The sequence below is a fragment of the Streptomyces sp. NRRL F-2664 genome, assembly GCF_000719345.1.
In the GTDB taxonomy this organism is placed as follows: domain Bacteria; phylum Actinomycetota; class Actinomycetes; order Streptomycetales; family Streptomycetaceae; genus Streptomyces.
In genome coordinates this window covers 108,580-126,328 of record NZ_JOFX01000024.1, presented here as the reverse complement: position 1 = coordinate 126,328, position 17,749 = coordinate 108,580, and the positions used below count along the sequence as shown (strand labels likewise).

Here is a 17,749-nt window from a genome sequence, read left to right as displayed (position 1 = left end):
CGGTGGCGTGGGTGGCTACAGGCGTTCGAAGGAGCGGCGCAGCTCCCAGTCGGTCACCGCGGAGTCGTAGGCGTCGAGTTCCACGCGGGCCATGTTCCGGTAGTGGGCGACGACCTCGGGGCCGAAGGCGGCCTTGGCGATCTCGCTGGTCTCCCAGAGCTCGGCGGCCTCGCGCAGGGTGGTGGGGACGTGCGCGTAGTCGCCGGTGTAGGCGTTGCCGGCGCACATCGGCGGCAGCTCCAGGCGGTTCTCGATGCCGTGGAGGCCGGCCGCGACCAGGCCGGCGACGGCGAGGTAGGGGTTGACGTCGCCGCCGGGGAGGCGGTTCTCGAAGCGCATGGAGCGGCCGCGGCCCACGACGCGCAGGGCGCAGGTGCGGTTGTCGAGGCCCCAGGCGACGGCGGTCGGGGCGAAGGATCCCGGCCGGAAACGCTTGTACGAGTTGACGTTCGGGGCGTAGAGAAGGGAGAAGTCGCGCAGCGCGGCGAGCTGGCCGGCCAGGAAGTGGCGCATCACGGGTGACATGCCGTGTTCCTCGTGGCCCTCTCCGGCCATCGCGTTGCGCCCGTCGGCGTCGGTGAGCGAGAGGTGGATGTGACAGGAGTTGCCCTCGCGCTCGTCGTACTTGGCCATGAAGGTGAGCGAGACGCCCTCCTGGGCGGCGATCTCCTTGGCGCCGGTCTTGTAGACGGAGTGCTGGTCGCAGGTGGTGAGCGCCTCGTCGTAGCGGAAGGCGATCTCGTGCTGGCCGAGGTTGCACTCGCCCTTGGCCGACTCGACGGTCAGGCCGGCGGCCTGCATCTCGTTGCGGATCCGGCGCAGCAGGGGTTCGATGCGGCCGGTGCCGAGGACCGAGTAGTCGATGTTGTACTGGTTGGCGGGGGTCAGGCCGCGGTAGTTGGCGTTCCAGGCCTGCTCGTAGGTGTCCTGGAAGACCATGAACTCCAGCTCCGTGCCGACCATCGCGGTGTACCCGTGCTCGGCGAGGCGGTCCAGTTGGCGGCGCAGGATCTGGCGGGGTGCGGCCACCACGGGCGTGCCGTCGTTCCAGGCCAGGTCGGCGAGGAGGAAGGCGCTGCCGGGATTCCAGGGGATGCGGCGCAGGGTGGCGGGGTCGGGGTGCATGGCGAAGTCGCCGTAGCCCCGGTCCCACGAGGACATCTCGTAACCGTCGACGGTGTTCATCTCGGTGTCGACGGCCAGGAGGTAGTTGCAGCCCTCGGTGCCGTGCGCGAGGACCTCGTCCAGGAAGAACGGTGCGGCGAACCGCTTGCCCTGGAGCCGCCCCTGCATGTCGGGGAAGGCCAGGACGACTGTGTCGATCTCGCCGCTCGCGACGAGGACGCGGAGCTCCTCGGACGTGAGCGGCGGCTTGCGGTCTACCACGGGATTCTCTCCTTCGGTGAGCCGAGGAGGCCTAAGGTATTGAATAGAACCATTGCTTGGGAAGGGGAGGAGCCGAGATGACCGACACGGCGAGCGAGGGCGACGCCGCCCGGCGCCTGAACCCGGTGCTGCGCCAGGTGCGGGCGGGCAACGGGTTCGAGGAGGCGCTGGAGCAGATCCTCCAGGTGGTCCGCCTGGGGCTGGTGCCGGGCGGGGAGCGGCTGCCGCCCGAGCGCGAGTTGGCGGAGCGGATGGGGATCAGCCGGGTCACCTTGCGCGAGGTCCTGAAGGTACTGCAGGACCAGGGCCTGGTGGAGGCGCGGCGCGGCCGGTACGGCGGAACGTTCGTCCTGCCCCGCCGCGACACCCCGGCCGGCGGCACCGAGGAGGAGCTGCGCAGGCGGGTCGCGGGCGTCGACATCGAGGACGTCCTGCGCTTCCGCGAGGTCCTGGAGGTGGGGGCGGCCGGGCTGTGCGCCTCCCAGGGGCTGACCGAGGAGGGCACCGAACGGCTGCTCGCGGCCCTGGGCGCGACCCACGACGCCCCGCTCGCCGACTACCGGCGCCAGGACACCCTCTTCCACCTCACCCTGTGCGAGCTCGCCGGGTCCGCCACCCTGACGGCCCAGTACGCGGCCGTCCGGGCCACCGTGAACGACCTGCTCGACTGCATCCCCCTGCTGGTCCGCAACCTGGAGCACTCCCAGCAGCAGCACAGCACGCTGGTGGAGTCCGTGCTGGAGGGGGATGCGGCCGGGGCCCGCGAGACCATGCGCGAGCACTGCTGCGGCACGGCGGCGCTGCTGCGCGGATTCCTCGCCTGAGACGGCCGGGGGGCGGACCGGGACCGGGGGCGAGGGGGCGGCCCGAGAGGTTTTCGTAACTTCTGTTTTACGCGCAGGTCTTGCGCGTTCCGCTCCACTCGGACAAAGGTACGCCCCACAACCATTGCCCCGAGGCAGGAGCGCACGATGGCCGACGACATCGAGGCACGGCTGGCAGCCGCGCCCGCACCCCCCACGTCACCCGCCGGCGGCGACGGCCCGGACGACTACCTGGAGCGCCGCACCCTGCGCCGCGGCAGCGCCGGCTGGCTGCTGCTGACCGGGCTGGGCGTCGCCTATGTCGTCTCGGGGGACTTCTCCGGCTGGAACGTCGGCCTCGACAAGGGCGGCTTCGGCGGTCTGGCCATCGCCACCGTCCTGATGGGCGCCATGTACGCCTGCCTGGTCTTCTCCCTCGCGGAACTGTCCACCGTCCTGCCGACCGCGGGCGGCGGCTACGGCTTCGCCCGGCGGGCCCTCGGCCCCTGGGGCGGCTTCCTCACCGGCACCGCCATCCTCATCGAGTACGTCCTGGCCCCGGCGGCGATCGTCATCTTCATCGGCGACTACGTGGAGTCCCTCGGTCTCTTCGGCCTCACCTCCGGCTGGCCCGTCTACCTCGCCTGCTTCGTGATCTTCATCGGCGTGCACCTCTGGGGTGTCGGCGAGGCGCTGCGCTTCAGCCTGGTCGTGACCGCCGTCGCGGTCGCCGCCCTGCTGATCTTCGCGGTGGGCGCCTTCACCGAGTTCAGCGCCGACCGCCTGAACGACATCCCCGTCGACCCGAGCGCCTTCGGCTCGAACTCCTGGCTGCCGCTGGGCGTGCTCGGCATCTGGGCCGCCTTTCCCTTCGGCATGTGGTTCTTCCTGGGCGTGGAGGGCGTACCGCTCGCGGCCGAGGAGGCGAAGGACCCGGTCCGCTCCATGCCCAGGGCCCTGGCCGTCTCCATGGGCATCCTCGCCCTGCTGGCCCTGATCACCTTCTTCGCCGCGACCGGCGCGCAGGGCGCCGACGCCGTCAGGACGGCCGGCAACCCCCTCGTCGTCGCCCTGGAGGGGGACGGCGGCCCGACCGCGCTGAGCCGCTTCGTGAACTACGCGGGCCTGGCGGGCCTGGTGGCCTCCTTCTTCTCCCTCATCTACGCCGGCTCGCGCCAGCTCTTCGCCCTCTCCCGCGCCGGCTACCTGCCCCGCTTCCTCTCGCTCACCTCGAAGCGCAAGGCCCCGTACCTCGGTCTGATCATCCCCGGGGCGATCGGTTTCGCCCTGGCCGCCGCCACCGGCAACGGCGCCCGCATGCTCAACATCGCCGTGTTCGGCGCCACCATCTCCTACGCCCTGATGGCCCTCTCCCACATCGTGCTGCGCCGCCGGGAGCCGCAACTGGAACGCCCGTACCGCACCCCGGGCGGGATCCTGACCTCCTCGGTGGCCTTCGTGCTGGCCCTTTCGGCCCTGGTCGCCACCTTCCTGGTGGACAAGGACGCGGCGTTCATCGCCCTGGCCGTGTACGCCGTCGCCCTGGCCTACTTCGCCTTCTACAGCCGGCACCGCCTGGTGGCGTCGGCCCCCGAGGAGGAGTTCGCGGCCCTCGCGGAAGCGGAGGCGGAACTGGCCCGCGACTGAAACGCTGTCACCGTCCGTCCACGCCCCCTTCCGGAGGTTCGCCCGTGCCCAGGCCGCTCATCGGCATCACCACCTACGTCGAGGAATCCACCCGCTACGGGGTGTGGGACCTGCCGGCGTCCCTCGTACCCGCCGCCTACCACGAACTCGTCCGGGCGGCGGGCGGCGCGGCGGTGCTGCTGCCCCCGGACGAGCCGGGGTGGGCGGCGGAGGTGCTGAGCCGGGTGGACGGCCTGGTCGTGGCGGGCGGCCCGGACGTGGACCCGGTCCACTACGGGGCTGCTCGCGACCCCCGTACGGGCGCCCCCGCGACGGTGCGCGACCAGTGGGAGCTGGCCCTGATCGGCGCCGCGCTGGAGGCGGACGTGCCCGTGCTCGGCATCTGCCGGGGGATGCAGGCTCTGAACGTGGCCCTGGGCGGCACGCTGATCCAGCACATCGACGGGCACGTCGACACCCCGGGCGTCATGTCCTGGCACCCGGTCCGCCCCGTCCCCGGTACCCGGTACGCGGACCTGGTCCCCGAGGAGGCCCAGGTCCCCACCTACCACCACCAGGCGGTCGAACGCCTGGGCCGCGGGCTGGTCGCCTCGGCGCACGCGCTCGACGGCACGGTGGAGGCCATCGAGCTGCCCGACCCCGCCCGTTGGGTGATGGGCGTGCAATGGCATCCGGAGCGCGACGAGGACACCCGGGTGATGGCGTCCCTGATCGAGGCCGCCGCCGTGCGCGGCGCGGTACCGGTGGCCTGACCGGCCGCCGGCCGCGGTGGCACCGGCGTCCTCCCCACCGCCGGGGCCCCGCGGCCGGCCCGACGCGCCGAGCGCGGACGCCACCACGAATGGCCCTTCGGCCGCCGGGCGCGCACGCTGGAGGGGTGAGCACCGAGGCACACCGCACGGCGCGCAGGCCGATGGCCGGGGTCCTGGACAACCCGGTCGTGGGCATGGCGCCGTGGATCATCTTCTCGCTGCTGGTCGGCCCGGGACGGTTCGAACTGGCCGTCGGCCTGGCCCTCGCAGCCGCCGTCACCCTGACCGCCCTCACCCACCTCGTCCACCGCGGCAGCTCCTGGAAGCTGCTGGAACTGGCCGACATCACCTTCTTCGCGACCATGGCCGTGATCGGCCTGCTGGCGAGCGAGGGCACCTTGCGCTGGCTGGAGACGTACGCGGGCGAAGTGGCCAACATCGCGCTGGCCGTGATCGCCTTCGGTTCGATGGCCGTGCGAACGCCCTTCACCATCCAGTACGCCCGCGAGCAGGTCGACCCGTCGCTGTGGCACACCCGCGGCTTCCTGCGGACCAACTACATGATCACCGGGGCCTGGGGCGTCGCCTTCCTGGTGGCGGCCGCCGCGGGCGCGATCGGGGACCTGGTCCTGCACGACCCCGGCAACATCTGGACCGGCTGGATCATCCAGATCCTCGCCATCGTCGCGGCGGTGAAGTTCACCGTGTGGTACCCGGACGTCGCCCGCGCCCAGGCGGTCCGCGAGGCCGCCGGCCTCCCCCCGGAGCCGACGCCCTGGGCGGGCTTCCTGGTGCCGCTGGCGGGCATGCTCGTACCGATCGGCATCGCGGTCCTGATCTTCGACAACATGTGGTGGCTCGGGGCCGCCCTGATCGTCGTGGGCACCCTCCTGACGAAGACCCTCCGCTCACGGGCCGAGGAGCACCCGACCTGACCACTGCCGCACTCTCGCCCTAGCCGCCCCGGGTCAAGGAGAGCAGGTCCCGGGCGGGGCCCGCCGGGCGGGCGCCCGCCGGCCAGACCGCGCGCAGGGCCCGGCCGAGGTCGGCGTCCGACACGGGGACCGCCACCAGCCGGCGCGCCGCCAGTTCGTCCACCACCGCCAGCTCCGACAGCACGCACGGACCCGCCCCGCCCAGCGCCGCCGCCTTCACCGCCGTCGTCGACGCCAGCTCCAGCAGCGGCGCGGCGAGCCCGCCGTGACCGGCGAGCGCGGCGTCCAGTACCTGCCGGGTGCCCGATCCCCGCTCGCGCAGGATCAGCGGGGTCGCCGCCAGTTCCGCCGCGCCCACGCCCCGCGCACGCCGCGCCCACGGATGCACCGGCGCCACCGCCACGACGAGGCGGTCCTGCGCGATCACCGCCGAGTCCAGTCCCTCCGGCACCGTCAGCCCCTCCACGAAGCCGAGGTCGGCCTCGTGCGCGAGCACCCGCTGTACGACCACCGCGGAGTTTCCCGCGTGCAGCGACACGGCCGTGTCCGGCCGCTGCCCGCGCAGCGCGATCAGCCAGCCCGGCAGCAGGTACTCCGCGATGGTCATGCTGGCAGCCACCCGCAGCCGCGAGTCCCGCCGCCCGCGCAGCGCCTGTGCTCCGGCGTCGAAGGCCTCCGCCGCCTCCACCACCCGCCGCGCCCAGTCGGTGACCAGCGCACCCTCGGCCGTCAGTGTGGACCCGCGCGGGGAACGGTCCACCAGCGCCACACCGAGTCGGGTCTCCATCGCCCTGATCCGGCTGCTCGCCGCGGGCTGGGTGATGCCCAGCCGCCGGGCGGCCCCGCTCAGGCTCCCGACGCGCGCCACGGTCAGCAACAGCTCCAGCGCCCCGAGGTCCGGTACGCGGTGCGCCAGCGGAACCGACTTCTCCTCACCCATAACATCAGTTTATGGCCTTATAGGCAGGTGATCCCTGCCGCGCGGCCCGCCCCGGCGTGAGGCTGGCCCCATGGCCACCACCCTCGTGCGACCCCGCACCCTCACCGAACCCGCGCCCCCCGCCCACAAGGCACCGGCGCTGCGGCACCTCGGCCCCAACTGGTACGCCCCCGTCATGGGCACCGCGATCGTCGCCGGCGCCGGCGCGGCCCTGCCGTACCAGCTTCCCGGCCAGCGCGTGGCCTGCCAGCTCGTCTGGGCGCTGTCCGCGGCCGCCCTCGCCGTCGTGCTCGCCGCCCGCGCCGGGCATTGGCTCCACCACCGCGACCAGGCCCGCGCCCACCTCCTCGACCCCGCGGTCGCCCCCTTCTACGGATGCCTCTCGATGGCCCTCCTGTCCGTAGGCGGCGCCACGCTGACCGTCGGCAAGGACCTCATCGGGACCGGCTCCGCCGTGGCCGCGGACGCCGTGCTGTTCGCCGCGGGCACCGCGATCGGCCTGGTGATGGCGGTGGCCGTGCCGTACCTGATGGTGGTGCGCCACCAGGTGGAGCCGCAGCAGGCCACCCCCGTCTGGCTGCTGCCCCTCGTCGCCCCCATGGTCTCCGCCGCCGTCGGCCCGCTGCTGATACCGCACCTGGCCCCGGGCCAGCCCCGCGAGGCCCTGCTGCTCGCCTGCTACGCGATGTTCGGCATCAGCCTGCTCGCCACGCTGCTGATGCTGCCGCTGATCCTCGGCCGCCTGATCGTGGGCGGCCCCCTCCCCCTGGCCCTGACCCCGACCCTGTTCCTGGTCCTCGGCCCCCTCGGGCAGTCCACCACCGCCGTGAACCAGCTGGCCGACGTGGCGCCGCAGGCCATCGGCGCCCCCTACGCCGACGCGCTCGGCGCCTTCGCGGTCGTCTACGGGGTCCCCGTGATGGGCTTCGCCCTGCTGTGGCTGACCCTGGCCGTGTGCCTGCTGGTCCGGGCGGCCCGGGCCGGCATGGGCTTCTCGATGACCTGGTGGGCGCTGACCTTCCCCGTCGGCACCTGTGTCACCGGCGCCGCCGGCCTGGCCCGCCACACCGGCCTCACCGCCCTCGCCTGGCTCGCCGCGGCCCTGTTCCTGGCCCTGCTGACAGCCTGGCTCCTGGCCGCCGCCCACACCCTCCGCGGCCTCGCCTCGGGCCGCCTCCTCGCTCCCGCGGGGGCAGCGGACCGGCCCTAGCGTCGGGCTCCCGCGGGGGGACGCAGTCCGGCCCCCCGGCCCGGCCGGTGGTAGCCGGGGCTCCGCCCCGGACCCCGCGCCTCAAACGCCGGCGGGGCTGGATTTTGCTGGTCGGTGTCGGTGCTGTGCGGGGCGGAGCATCTCCTCGGCTCGGCGCGTTCGAGCGATCGCGGCGGTACTCAGGGGTCGGGTGTCCCCGCAGGACGAGGCGTCACCCCCGAGCACCACCGCGAAGTACGGCACCCGCCGAGCCGAGGAGACACCCCTGCCCGGCACCGCGACTCCGCCACACCACGACCGTGTTTCGCCCCCACAGCACACCCCCGACCAGGCACACCCCAGCCCCGCCGGCGCTTGAGGCGCGGGGTCTGGGGCAGCGCCCCAGCACACCGGCTCAGCCCGCGGAGCGCACGGCCGCCGCCAACACCCCCGCCGCCTCGGTCAGCGACGGCCCGTACCAGGTCAGGTGCCGCCCGCTGACCAGGGCCGCCGGCGCGCCGGGGAACGCCTCCGGCCCGTCCTCCGCGGTGAAGCGGTACGGCTCGTCCGGCAAAACCACCAGGTCGCACTCGGCCCCCGCCACCGCGGCCAGCTCCGCCGCCGCCATCCGCGGATACCGCTCCGCGTGCCCGGCGAAGACGTTGCGCACGCCGAGCCGCCCCAGCAGGTCACCGCCGAAGGTGTCCCGCCCCAGCACCATCCACGGCCGCCGCCACACCGGCACGACGGCCCTGAGGTCGCCCACGGGCTCCGCCCGGCCCCACGCCGCCTCCGCGTCCGCCAGCCACCCCGGCCTCGTCAACCCCAGCGCCCCCACCAGCACCCGGTCGAGTTCATGCAGCGCCTGCGGCAGGTCCCGGACCTCCGTCACCAGCACCTCCACCCCCGCCGCCCGCAACGCGTCCAGGTCCGGCGCCCGGTTCTCCTCCTCATTGGCGATCACCAGGTCGGGGCGGAGCTCCGCGATCCTGCCCACGTCGGGGTTCTTCGTCCCCCCGATCCGTTCCGCCGCCCCAAGGTCGCCGGGGTGCGTGCACCAGTCGGTGACCCCGACCAGCAGTCCCGGCGCGCTCACGGCCACCGCCTCGGTCAGCGACGGCACCAGCGACACGACCCGTCGCCGCACGCCTCAGTGCCCCGGCGAGGGCGGCTCGGAGGTGGCGTGGATGTGGTCGCCCACGGCGACCACCAGGATCCGGGTGTCCTCGGTGACCGCCCGCCACCGGTGGCGCACACCTCCGGACAGGAACAGCGCGTCGCCGCGCTCCAGCCGGTACGCCCGCCCCTCGGCCTCCACCTGGCAGGCGCCCGCGACCACGTACATCAGCTCGTCGTTGCGGTGCTGGTACTCGCGCCCGGCGTCCTGGTCCCCGGTGAACTCCAGCGCGTGCAGCTGGTGGTGACCGCGCACGAGGGGGCGTACGCCCGGCACCGGCGTCAGCCCGGACTCGTCGCCGGCCCGTACCAGGTCCACCGTGCGCGCGGTGTCGGAGGCGGCCAACAGCTCGACGGCCGTGGTCTCCAGCGCATCGGCGACGCGTTCCAGGGACCGCATGCTGGGCCGGGCCCGCTCGTTCTCTATCTGACTCAGGAAGGGCACCGACAGACCGCTCCGCGCCGACACGGCGGCCAGCGTCAGGTGGAGCGCGCGGCGGCGCTTGCGCACGGCCACACCCACCCGCAGCGGTTCCTTGCCGTCCTTGTCCTTGCTCTTGTCGTCCACGTCGTTCGGCTTGCCGCTCAGGCCGTCCTTGCCGTCCCTGTCGTTCATGTCGGGGCTGCCCTCCCCATGTCCGTCGCACATCGGTGTGCTGTAAGCACCTTACGCAGCAACCGCCTCCGGTTTCGCCCGCACCGACCTTCCCGTACCCGACCGCTCACCGTCAGTGGCGCTCCGGGGGCGGTCGGGCGCGCGCCGGGGCGCCCCGCGGACCGGACGAGCCCCGCGAGCCGTTGCGGCATCATCGTCTGCGTGACGACACGACGCCTGATGCTCCTGGACACCGCTTCCCTCTACTTCCGCGCCTACTTCGGTGTGCCGGACTCCGTGAAGGCCCCGGACGGCACCCCGGTCAACGCCGTACGCGGACTCCTCGACTTCATCGGCCGACTCGTCCAGGACCACCGGCCGGACGACCTGGTGGCCTGCATGGACGCCGACTGGCGGCCGCAGTGGCGGGTGGAGCTGATCCCGTCGTACAAGGCCCACCGGGTCGCCGTCGAGACGCAGACGGGTCCCGATGTGGAGGAGACCCCGGACACGCTCGCCCCGCAGGTGCCGATCATCGAGGCCGCCCTGGACGCCTTCGGCATCGCCCGCGTCGGTGTCGCCGGCTACGAGGCGGACGACGTGATCGGTACGCTCACGGATCGCGCGACGGGACCGGTGGACATCGTCACCGGCGACCGGGACCTGTACCAGCTCGTGGACGACGCCCGGCAGCGGCGGGTGCTGTACCCCCTCAAGGGCGTCGGCACCCTGCAGGTGACCGACGAGGCGTGGCTGCGGGAGAAGTACGGGGTGGACGGCCCTGGTTACGCGGACCTCGCCCTGCTGCGCGGCGACCCGAGCGACGGCCTGCCGGGCGTACCCGGGATCGGCGAGAAGACGGCGGCGAAGCTGCTGGACGCCTACGGCGACCTGGCGGGGATCGTCGCGGCGGTCGACGACCCGAAGTCGAAGCTGACGCCGACCCAGCGCAAGCGGCTGGACGAGTCGCGGCCGTACCTGGCGGTGGCCCCGAAGGTGGTCAAAGTGGCCACCGACGTCCCGCTCCCGCAGTTCGACGCGGCCCTGCCGAAGGCCCCGGCGCAGCCCGAACTCGTCGACGCGCTAGCCCATCGGTGGGGATTGGGGGGCGCTGTGTCCCGTCTGAGCGGCGCCCTGCACTCCTGAGGTGCTAACTTAGGTAAGGCTAAGTTTCATGGGAGTCAGGGGATACCGTGGCAGAAGGACGCGGCCGCACTGTCGGCACCGCCGTTGTCGTACGCACCGAGCGGCTCTCGCCGCACATGGTGCGGCTCGTGCTGGGTGGTGAGGGCCTGGCGGACTTCGGCGCGGGCGAGTACACCGACCATTACGTGAAACTCCTCTTCGCTCCCGAGGGTGTTTCCTACCCCGCCCCCTGGGACCTGGAACGCATCCGCGGTGATTTTCCGAGGGCGCAGTGGCCGCGCCAGCGCGCGTACACCGTGCGCCACTGGGACCCGGTCCACCGGCAGGTGACCCTCGACTTCGTGGTCCACGGCGACGAGGGCCTGGCCGGCCCCTGGGCGGCCCGGGCCCAGCCGGGCGAGCTGGTGCACTTCCTCGGCCCCGGCGGCGCCTACGCCCCGGACCCGACGGCGGGCTGGCACCTCCTCGTGGGTGACGAGAGCGCGCTGCCGGCCATCGCCGCGGCGATGGAGCGGATGCCGCGGGGCGCCCGGGTGCACGCGCTCGTGGAGGTCGACGGCCCGGCCGACGAGCTGGAGGTCGCGACCCCGGACGGCGTCGTACCGGTGTGGCTCCACCGCGGGGACCGTCCGGTCGGCCAAGCGCTGGTCGAGGCGGTCCAGGCCCTGCACTTCCCCTCGACGGACGTCCACGCCTTCGTCCACGGTGAGGCCGGCTTCGTCAAGGACCTGCGCCGCCACCTCCGCCTGGAGCGCGGCGTCGCCCGCGAACGCCTGTCCATCTCGGGCTACTGGCGCCTGGGCGAGACGGACGAGGGCTGGCGGGCGATCAAGCGCGACTGGAACGCCATGGTGGAGGCGGAACAGGAGCACCGCGCCGCCGCCTGACCCTCCCTGCGGGGCCGGCCGTCCGTTCGGGCCGGCCCCCTGTCTCCGGCGGTCCGCCCCGGCGGCCGCCGCATAGCCTGGTGCCGATGAGACGCAGAATCCCGGCACCCCCCTCGCCCCTGCCCCAGATGGCCGGCATCGACCCGGTCCGGCTCCGGCTGCCGCCCGATCCGGACGGGGCGTGGCCGGACCTCGGCAGTTACCTCGCCGCCCGCTACGCCGGCACCCGCGGCGCGCAGTCCATGGCGCGCCTGCTGGCCGCGGGCCGGGTCCTCGGCCCCGGCGGGCGCGTGCTGGCCGCGCGGGATCCGTACGAGCCGGGCGCCTACCTGTGGTTCCACCGGGACATGGACCCGGAGCCGCGGGTGCCGTTCGCCGTGCACGTGATCCACCGGGACGCACACCTGCTGGTCGTGGACAAGCCGCATTTCCTGGCGACCACACCGCGCGGCAGCCACATCACCGAGACCGCCCTGGCCCGGCTGCGCGAGGAGCTGGACCTGCCGGACCTCAGCCCCGCGCACCGCCTGGACCGGCTGACCGCCGGCCTGGTGATGTTCAGCGTCCGGCCCGAGGACCGCGGCGCCTACCAGCTCCTCTTCCAGCGGCGCGAGGTGCACAAGGAGTACGAGGCACTCGCCCGCCACGACCCGGCGCAGGCCTTTCCCCGTACGGTCCGCAGCCGCATCGAGAAGGTCCGCGGAGTGATCGCCGCCACCGAGGTCCCCGGCCCGCCGAACGCCGAGAGCCTCATCGAGCTCGCCGACGTCCGCGGCCCTCTCGCCCGCTACCGGCTGACCCCGCACACCGGCCGCACCCACCAGCTGCGGGTGCACATGAACGGCCTGGGCCTGCCCATCCTCGGCGACCCGGTCTACCCGCAGGTCACGGACCCGGCCCCGGACGACTACCGGCGGCCCCTGCAACTCCTGGCCCGCGTCCTGGCCTTCACCGACCCCGTCACCGGCGCGGCCCACCGCTTCGAGAGTTCCCGCACCCTCCAGGCCTGGCACGACCGCCCCGGCTGGGAGGCCGGCCCCACGCCGCAGACCCCGCACCGCTGCGGCCCCTGAGACCGAAGCGGCCGCCGTACGGGGGGATCCCCCCGTACGGCGGCCGGTCACCGCTCGCGGTCACGCCGCTCCCGGGACGCGCCCGCTAGCCGACGGAGCTGTAGGCCACCACGCCGCGGAGCAGCGCGTCCACGGCCTTGCGGGCGTTCTTCGCCACCGTGCTGCCGCTGTCGCCGGTGGCCGAGGGGGCCGCCGCCGCGATCTGCCCGAGGACGTCGATGACCTGCTTGCACCAGCGCACGAAGTCACCGGCCGGCATCTCCGCCTCGCGCAGGACCTCGTCCAGGCTCTTGTCGGAGGCCCACTGGTACGCCGCCCACGCGAAGCCGAGGTCCGGCTCGCGCTGGCCCACGCCCTCCGCCTGGTTGATGCGGTGCTCCTCCTCCAGCGCGTCGAGCCGGCCCCAGATGCGGACCATCTCGCCCAGCGCCACCTTCGCCGCGCCGCCCGGCACCTTCGGTGCGACCGCGTCGTCGGACTGGCGGGCCTCGAAGACCAACGCGGAGACGCAGGCCGCCAGTTCCGCCGGGCTCAGTCCCTCCCAGATCCGCTCGCGCAGGCACTCGGACGCCAGCAGGTCGAGCTCACCGTACAGCCGGGCGAGCCGCCGGCCGTGCACGGTGACCTCGTCCTCGCGCAGGTAGTCCAGCTCGGTCAGCAGGGCGTGGATGCGGTCGAAGGTGCGGGCGATCGTGTTGGTGCGGCCCTCGATCCGCCGCTCCAGCTGCAGGGTGTCCCGCTTGAGCCGGTGGTAGCGCTCCGCCCAGCGGGCGTGGTCCTCGCGCTCGTCGCAGCCGTGGCAGGGGTGGGCCCGCAGCGCGGCGCGCAGCCGGGCGATCTCGCGGTCGTCGGCGGCGGCTGCCCGGCCGCGGGAGCGCCGCTCCGGGGTGATGTGCCCGGCCTTGCTGCGCAGCTGGGACGCCAGGTCCCGACGGGACTGCGGCGAACGGGCGTTGAAGGACTTCGGGATCCGCATCCGGTCGAGCGCCTCGACCGGCACGGGGAAGTCGATCGCGGCAAGCCGCTTGACCTGCCGCTCGGCGGTGAGGACAAGCGGACGGGGACCCTCCGCGTACTCGTACCCGCGGTGGCCGTGCACCCGTCCTGCCGGTACGCCGGGGTCGAGGACCAGGGCGAGGCCGGCGAACTTGCCCGTGGGCACGTGGATGATGTCGCCCGGCTTCAGCTTCTCCAGCGAACCGGCCGCCTGCACCCGCCGTTGGGCCGCGCCCTGCTTGGCGAGCTCCGTCTCGCGGTCCTTGAGGTCGCGGCGCAGCTGCGCGTACTCCTCGAAGTCCCCCAAGTGGCAGGTCATGCCCTCCCGGTAGCCCTCCAGGCCCTCCTCGTTGCGCTGCACCTGCCGGGAGATCCCGACGACCGAGCGGTCGGCCTGGAACTGCGCGAAGGAGGTCTCCAACAGCTCGCGCGAGCGGTGCCGGCCGAACTGGCTGACCAGGTTGACGGCCATGTTGTACGACGGCTTGAAGCTGGAGCGCAGCGGATACGTACGCGTCCCCGCGAGGCCGGCGAGGCCCACCGGGTCCATGCCCCGCTGCCAGAGCACCACCGCGTGGCCCTCCACGTCGATGCCGCGCCGGCCGGCCCGGCCGGTCAGCTGCGTGTACTCGCCGGGGGTGATGTCGGCGTGCTGCTCGCCGTTCCACTTGACGAGCTTCTCCAGGATGACCGTGCGCGCGGGCATGTTGATGCCGAGCGCCAGGGTCTCGGTGGCGAAGACGGCCTTGACCAGGCCGCGGACGAACAGCTCCTCCACGACCTCCTTGAAGGTCGGCAGCATGCCCGCATGGTGCGCGGCGATGCCCCGCTCCAGGCCTTCGAGCCACTCGTAGTAGCCCAGGACGTGCAGGTCCTCGGCGGGGATGGCGGCGGTGCGCGCCTCGACGATTTCACGGACCTTCAGGCGCGCGGACTCGTCGTTCAGGCGCAGGCCCGCATACAGGCACTGCTGGACGGCGGCCTCGCAGCCGGCCCGGCTGAAGATGAAGTTGATGGCGGGCAGCAGCCCGTCGTTGTCGAGGCGGGCGATGACCTCGGGGCGGGAGGGGGTCCAGATCCGGCCGCGGGAGCGCCGTTCGCGCTCGCGGTCGGCCTCGCGGACCATCTTGCCGCGGCGCCGGTCCTTCGGGCTGTAGGTGCGGCTGTTCTCCTCGCGCGCCATGCGCAGCAGGTCGGGATTGACCTCGCGGCGCGCGGAGCCGCGGCCGCCGTGGTCGGACTCCTCCTCGAAGAGGTCGTAGATCCGGCGGCCGGCCATGACGTGCTGCCACAGCGGTACCGGCCGCTCCTCGGAGACGATCACCTCGGTGTCCCCGCGCACGGTGTCCAGCCAGTCGCCGAACTCCTCGGCGTTGGAGACGGTGGCCGACAGGGAGACCAGGGTCACCGACTCCGGGAGGTGGATGATCACTTCCTCCCAGACGGCTCCGCGGAACCGGTCGGAGAGGTAGTGGACCTCGTCCATCACGACGTAGCCGAGGCCGCGCAGCGACTGCGAGCCGGCATAGAGCATGTTGCGGAGCACCTCGGTGGTCATCACGACCACCGGCGCCTCGGAGTTGACGCTGTTGTCGCCCGTCAGCAGGCCCACCTTGTCGGCACCGTAGCGCTTGACGAGGTCGGCGTACTTCTGGTTCGAGAGCGCCTTGATCGGCGTCGTGTAGAAGCACTTGCGCCCCTGGGCGAGGGCCAGGTGCACGGCGAACTCGCCGACAATGGTCTTGCCCGAGCCGGTCGGGGCGGCGACGAGGACGCCGTTGCCGGCTTCCAGCGCCTTGCAGGCCTCCACCTGGTACGGATCCAGGTCGAAGTCGTACATCTCGCGGAAGGGGGCCAGGGCGGTGGCCTCTTCGGCGGCGCGGATCCGGGCAGCGGCGTACCGCTCGGCGGGTGAGAGTTCTTCGGTCATCTTGCTGTCGAGACTACCCGTCGGCTCTGACAACAGTCCCGATCATTTATGTGAGGAGCCGGAGCGCCCCGGGCACGCACTCGGCCGTCACCGGGAGGGGTCCGAGGGGCTCACCGTCCGCGTACGCGCTCAGGCCGGGGGCCTCCAGGGTGATCTTCCGGGCGCGGTGGACGCGCACCTTCGGGTGGGAGACGTGCCCGCCCCGGTAGACCTGCGGGAAGACGCTCAGCAGGGTGGCGCGGCTGCAGTCGCCGACGACCGTGACGTCGAAGAGCCCGTCGTCGGGCCGGGCGTCCGGGCAGATGCGCATGCCGCCGCCGTAGGAGGAGCCGTTGCCGACGGCGACCAGCGTGGCCTCCGTCTCGATCACCGGGCCGTCGTCCAGGGTGATGCGGTACGGGAAGGGCCGGAAGGCGGCCAGCTCAGCGATCATCGCCAGGTCGTACTTGAAGCGGCCGGCCGGCAGCCGCATCCGGTTGCCGCGGTCGTTGACCTTCGAGTCGAAGCCGGAGCACAGCACGGTGCCGTACCAGGTGCCGGCCACGCGCCCCAGGTCGATCTCGCGGATCCGGCCCTCCTTGAGGGCCTCGGCGGCCGTCCGTCCGGCCCGCGCGGGATCCCGTACGGGCAGTCCGGTGGTCCGAGCGAAGTCGTTGCCGGTGCCCACGGCGACCACCCCGAGGGGCACCGGGGTGCCGGCGAGGGCCTGGAGTGCCAGGGAGACCATTCCGTCGCCGCCCACCGCGACGACGGCGCCGGCGCCCTCGCGGACGGCTGCCGTCAGCCGGGCCAGGGCGTCGGGCGCGTCGGCGCCGACCACGGTCCGGACGGAGAAGCCGGCGGCCCGCAGAGCGGAAGCGGCCGGCTGCGCGGCGTGCGCGCCCCGGCCGCGTCCCGCGGTGGGATTCACGAAAAGGGTGACCTCGTAGCTCACCCCCGGAATGTACCTGTCAGGTGGCGTCGTCGTACCCGTTGATCCGCTGCCGTCCGCCGTCGGCCTGTCCGGGCAGGGCGGCGGGGGCCGCCACCGTCTCCATGCGGCCGACGGGCTCCGGGGTGAGGTCGAGCGGGGATGCCTCGTCGTCGCTCAGGCCCGCGTCGGGGTCGTTGCGGCGGCGCCGGCGGTCGTTGAGGAGACACAGGCCGAGGGCCGCGAAGTACAGGGCCACGATGGGCAGGGCCAGCGCGAGCATGGTCGGCGGGTCCCCGGTGGGCGTGGCGAAGGCGGCGAAGAGGGTGATGCCGAGGACCATGCCGCGCCACCAGCCGGCCAGCCGCTTGCCGGTGAGGACACCGGTGAAGTTCAGCAGGATCAGCAGCAGCGGCAGCTCGAAGGCCAGGCCGAAGACGATGACCATGCGGGTGACGAGGTCGAGGTAGTCGTCGACGGGCAGCAGGTTGCGCGCGTGGTCGGGGGTGAACTCCAGCATGATCGTCGCGGTCTGCGGGAGGATCTTGTACGCGAGCACGGCGCCGGCGAGGAACAGCGGCGCGCCGACGGCGACGAAGCTGCGGGCGTACTTCTTCTCGTGGCTGTGCAGTCCGGGCGCGGCGAACGCCCACAGCTGGTAGAGCCACACCGGGGCGGAGAGCACCACGCCGGCCATCAGCGAGACCTTCAGGGCGATCGAGAACGCCGAGATCAGGCCGTTCACGGTCATGTCGGCGCAGGGGCGCCCGTTGCGCTGGGTCACCACGCCGTTGGTGCAGCCGACGGAGTCCAGCATCGGCTTCAGCAGGAAGTTGATGATGTCCCGGTAGAAGAAGGCGGCGACGATCGTGATGACGAGGATCGCCAGGACCGACTTCAGCAGGCGGTTACGCAGTTCGCGCAGGTGCTCGACGAGAGGCATGCGCCCTTCGGCGTCCTTGGCCTTCCGTTCTTGTTTTCCCTGCTTGCGGGCAGACTTGAGCAACCCACGTCCCTCGTCTCGTTGCAGCTGACTGGCGTGAAGGGCGTCCGTCAGCCCTGGGCGGTGCGGTTCGGCTCGCTGACCGGCCGGGAGCTGGTGACGTCACCGGGGGCTGCCTGGATGGTGCGGGGGGCGACCGGCTGCTGCGCGGACGGGTCGGCGGCGGGGGCGGCGGCCGCGTCGTCGGCCTCGCCGTCCTTCTTCATGGCCTTGGCCTCGCTCTTGAGGATGCGGGCCGACTTGCCGAGGGAGCGGGCCATGTCGGGGAGCTTCTTGGCGCCGAACAGCAGGATGATGACTCCGAGAATGACGAAGATTTCCCAACCCCTGAGGTTGCCGAACATAGGTATCTTCCTTTTCTCCGAGGTACACAGCGCACCG

16 protein-coding genes are annotated in these 17,749 nt (G+C 73.0%); 8 read left to right on the top strand and 8 right to left on the bottom strand.

The genetic code is table 11. The features are described 5' to 3' along the window. Positions 1–15: 15 nt before the first annotated feature. Positions 16–1,386 (bottom strand): glutamine synthetase family protein, encoded by a 1,371-nt coding sequence (locus tag IF89_RS0121405; protein WP_030770432.1) that lies wholly within the window; start codon positions 1,384–1,386, stop codon positions 16–18. 77 nt (positions 1,387–1,463) lie between these two features. Here IF89_RS0121405 and IF89_RS0121400 point away from each other — a divergent pair, with 77 nt between their 5' ends. The 4 genes from IF89_RS0121400 (at position 1,464) to IF89_RS0121385 (ending at position 5,523) form a co-directional block, all read left to right on the top strand. After that, a complete protein-coding gene (locus IF89_RS0121400; protein WP_030770430.1) occupies positions 1,464–2,210 on the top strand; it encodes a FadR/GntR family transcriptional regulator in 747 nt (248 codons plus the stop codon). A gap of 147 nt (positions 2,211–2,357) precedes the next feature. Further along, positions 2,358–3,836, top strand: a complete 1,479-nt coding sequence (gene eat / locus IF89_RS0121395; RefSeq protein WP_030770426.1) for an ethanolamine permease — start codon at positions 2,358–2,360, stop codon at positions 3,834–3,836. 44 nt (positions 3,837–3,880) lie between these two features. Beyond that, positions 3,881–4,588 (top strand): gamma-glutamyl-gamma-aminobutyrate hydrolase family protein, encoded by a 708-nt coding sequence (locus IF89_RS0121390; RefSeq protein ID WP_030770421.1) that lies wholly within the window; start codon positions 3,881–3,883, stop codon positions 4,586–4,588. 125 nt (positions 4,589–4,713) lie between these two features. Beyond that, the gene (locus IF89_RS0121385) at positions 4,714–5,523 is read left to right on the top strand and encodes a hypothetical protein (RefSeq protein WP_234327836.1); all 810 of its coding nucleotides are present in this window, start codon (positions 4,714–4,716) and stop codon (positions 5,521–5,523) included. A gap of 19 nt (positions 5,524–5,542) precedes the next feature. On the opposite strand, the gene IF89_RS0121380 is transcribed toward IF89_RS0121385, so the two are convergent. Further along, the gene (locus IF89_RS0121380; RefSeq protein ID WP_030770416.1) at positions 5,543–6,463 is read right to left on the bottom strand and encodes a LysR family transcriptional regulator; all 921 of its coding nucleotides are present in this window, start codon (positions 6,461–6,463) and stop codon (positions 5,543–5,545) included. 70 nt (positions 6,464–6,533) lie between these two features. Between IF89_RS0121380 and IF89_RS0121375 the strand changes: the two genes are divergently transcribed. Further along, positions 6,534–7,673 carry a TDT family transporter gene (locus IF89_RS0121375; RefSeq protein ID WP_030770414.1) on the top strand — a complete coding sequence of 380 codons (1,140 nt, stop codon included), beginning with the start codon at positions 6,534–6,536 and terminating at the stop codon, positions 7,671–7,673. Between the two features lie 394 nt (positions 7,674–8,067). Here the strand turns inward: IF89_RS0121375 and IF89_RS0121370 are convergent, their stop codons facing one another. Continuing rightward, a complete protein-coding gene (locus IF89_RS0121370) occupies positions 8,068–8,799 on the bottom strand; it encodes a helical backbone metal receptor (protein ID WP_030770411.1) in 732 nt (243 codons plus the stop codon). Positions 8,800–8,802: 3 nt separating this feature from the next. Further along, positions 8,803–9,351 carry a helix-turn-helix domain-containing protein gene (locus IF89_RS0121365; protein WP_030770408.1) on the bottom strand — a complete coding sequence of 183 codons (549 nt, stop codon included), beginning with the start codon at positions 9,349–9,351 and terminating at the stop codon, positions 8,803–8,805. Positions 9,352–9,663: 312 nt separating this feature from the next. Between IF89_RS0121365 and IF89_RS0121360 the strand changes: the two genes are divergently transcribed. From IF89_RS0121360 to IF89_RS0121350, 3 genes are all read left to right on the top strand, one after another. Continuing rightward, entirely contained in the window at positions 9,664–10,569 is a 906-nt protein-coding gene (locus IF89_RS0121360) for a 5'-3' exonuclease (RefSeq protein ID WP_030770405.1), read from the top strand. Positions 10,570–10,616: 47 nt separating this feature from the next. After that, on the top strand, positions 10,617–11,456 hold the full coding sequence (locus tag IF89_RS0121355; RefSeq protein ID WP_030770402.1) for a siderophore-interacting protein: 840 nt from the start codon (positions 10,617–10,619) through the stop codon (positions 11,454–11,456). An 86-nt stretch (positions 11,457–11,542) separates the two neighbouring features. Next, positions 11,543–12,529, top strand: a complete 987-nt coding sequence (locus IF89_RS0121350) for an RluA family pseudouridine synthase (RefSeq protein ID WP_030770399.1) — start codon at positions 11,543–11,545, stop codon at positions 12,527–12,529. A gap of 85 nt (positions 12,530–12,614) precedes the next feature. Here the strand turns inward: IF89_RS0121350 and IF89_RS0121345 are convergent, their stop codons facing one another. Genes IF89_RS0121345 through tatA form a run of 4 tightly spaced genes read right to left on the bottom strand, consistent with a single transcriptional unit; the run spans position 12,615 to position 17,712 of the window. Further along, on the bottom strand, positions 12,615–15,455 hold the full coding sequence (locus tag IF89_RS0121345; RefSeq protein ID WP_030770396.1) for a DEAD/DEAH box helicase: 2,841 nt from the start codon (positions 15,453–15,455) through the stop codon (positions 12,615–12,617). A 46-nt stretch (positions 15,456–15,501) separates the two neighbouring features. Beyond that, positions 15,502–16,389, bottom strand: coding sequence for a diacylglycerol kinase (locus IF89_RS0121340; protein WP_030770393.1), 888 nt, complete (start codon positions 16,387–16,389; stop codon positions 15,502–15,504). Positions 16,390–16,405: 16 nt separating this feature from the next. Then, positions 16,406–17,371, bottom strand: coding sequence for a twin-arginine translocase subunit TatC (gene tatC, locus IF89_RS0121335; RefSeq protein ID WP_030770390.1), 966 nt, complete (start codon positions 17,369–17,371; stop codon positions 16,406–16,408). Positions 17,372–17,418: 47 nt separating this feature from the next. Beyond that, positions 17,419–17,712: a Sec-independent protein translocase subunit TatA gene (tatA, locus tag IF89_RS0121330; RefSeq protein WP_030770387.1), complete on the bottom strand. Its 294-nt coding sequence runs from the start codon at positions 17,710–17,712 to the stop codon at positions 17,419–17,421. Positions 17,713–17,749: the final 37 nt, after the last annotated feature.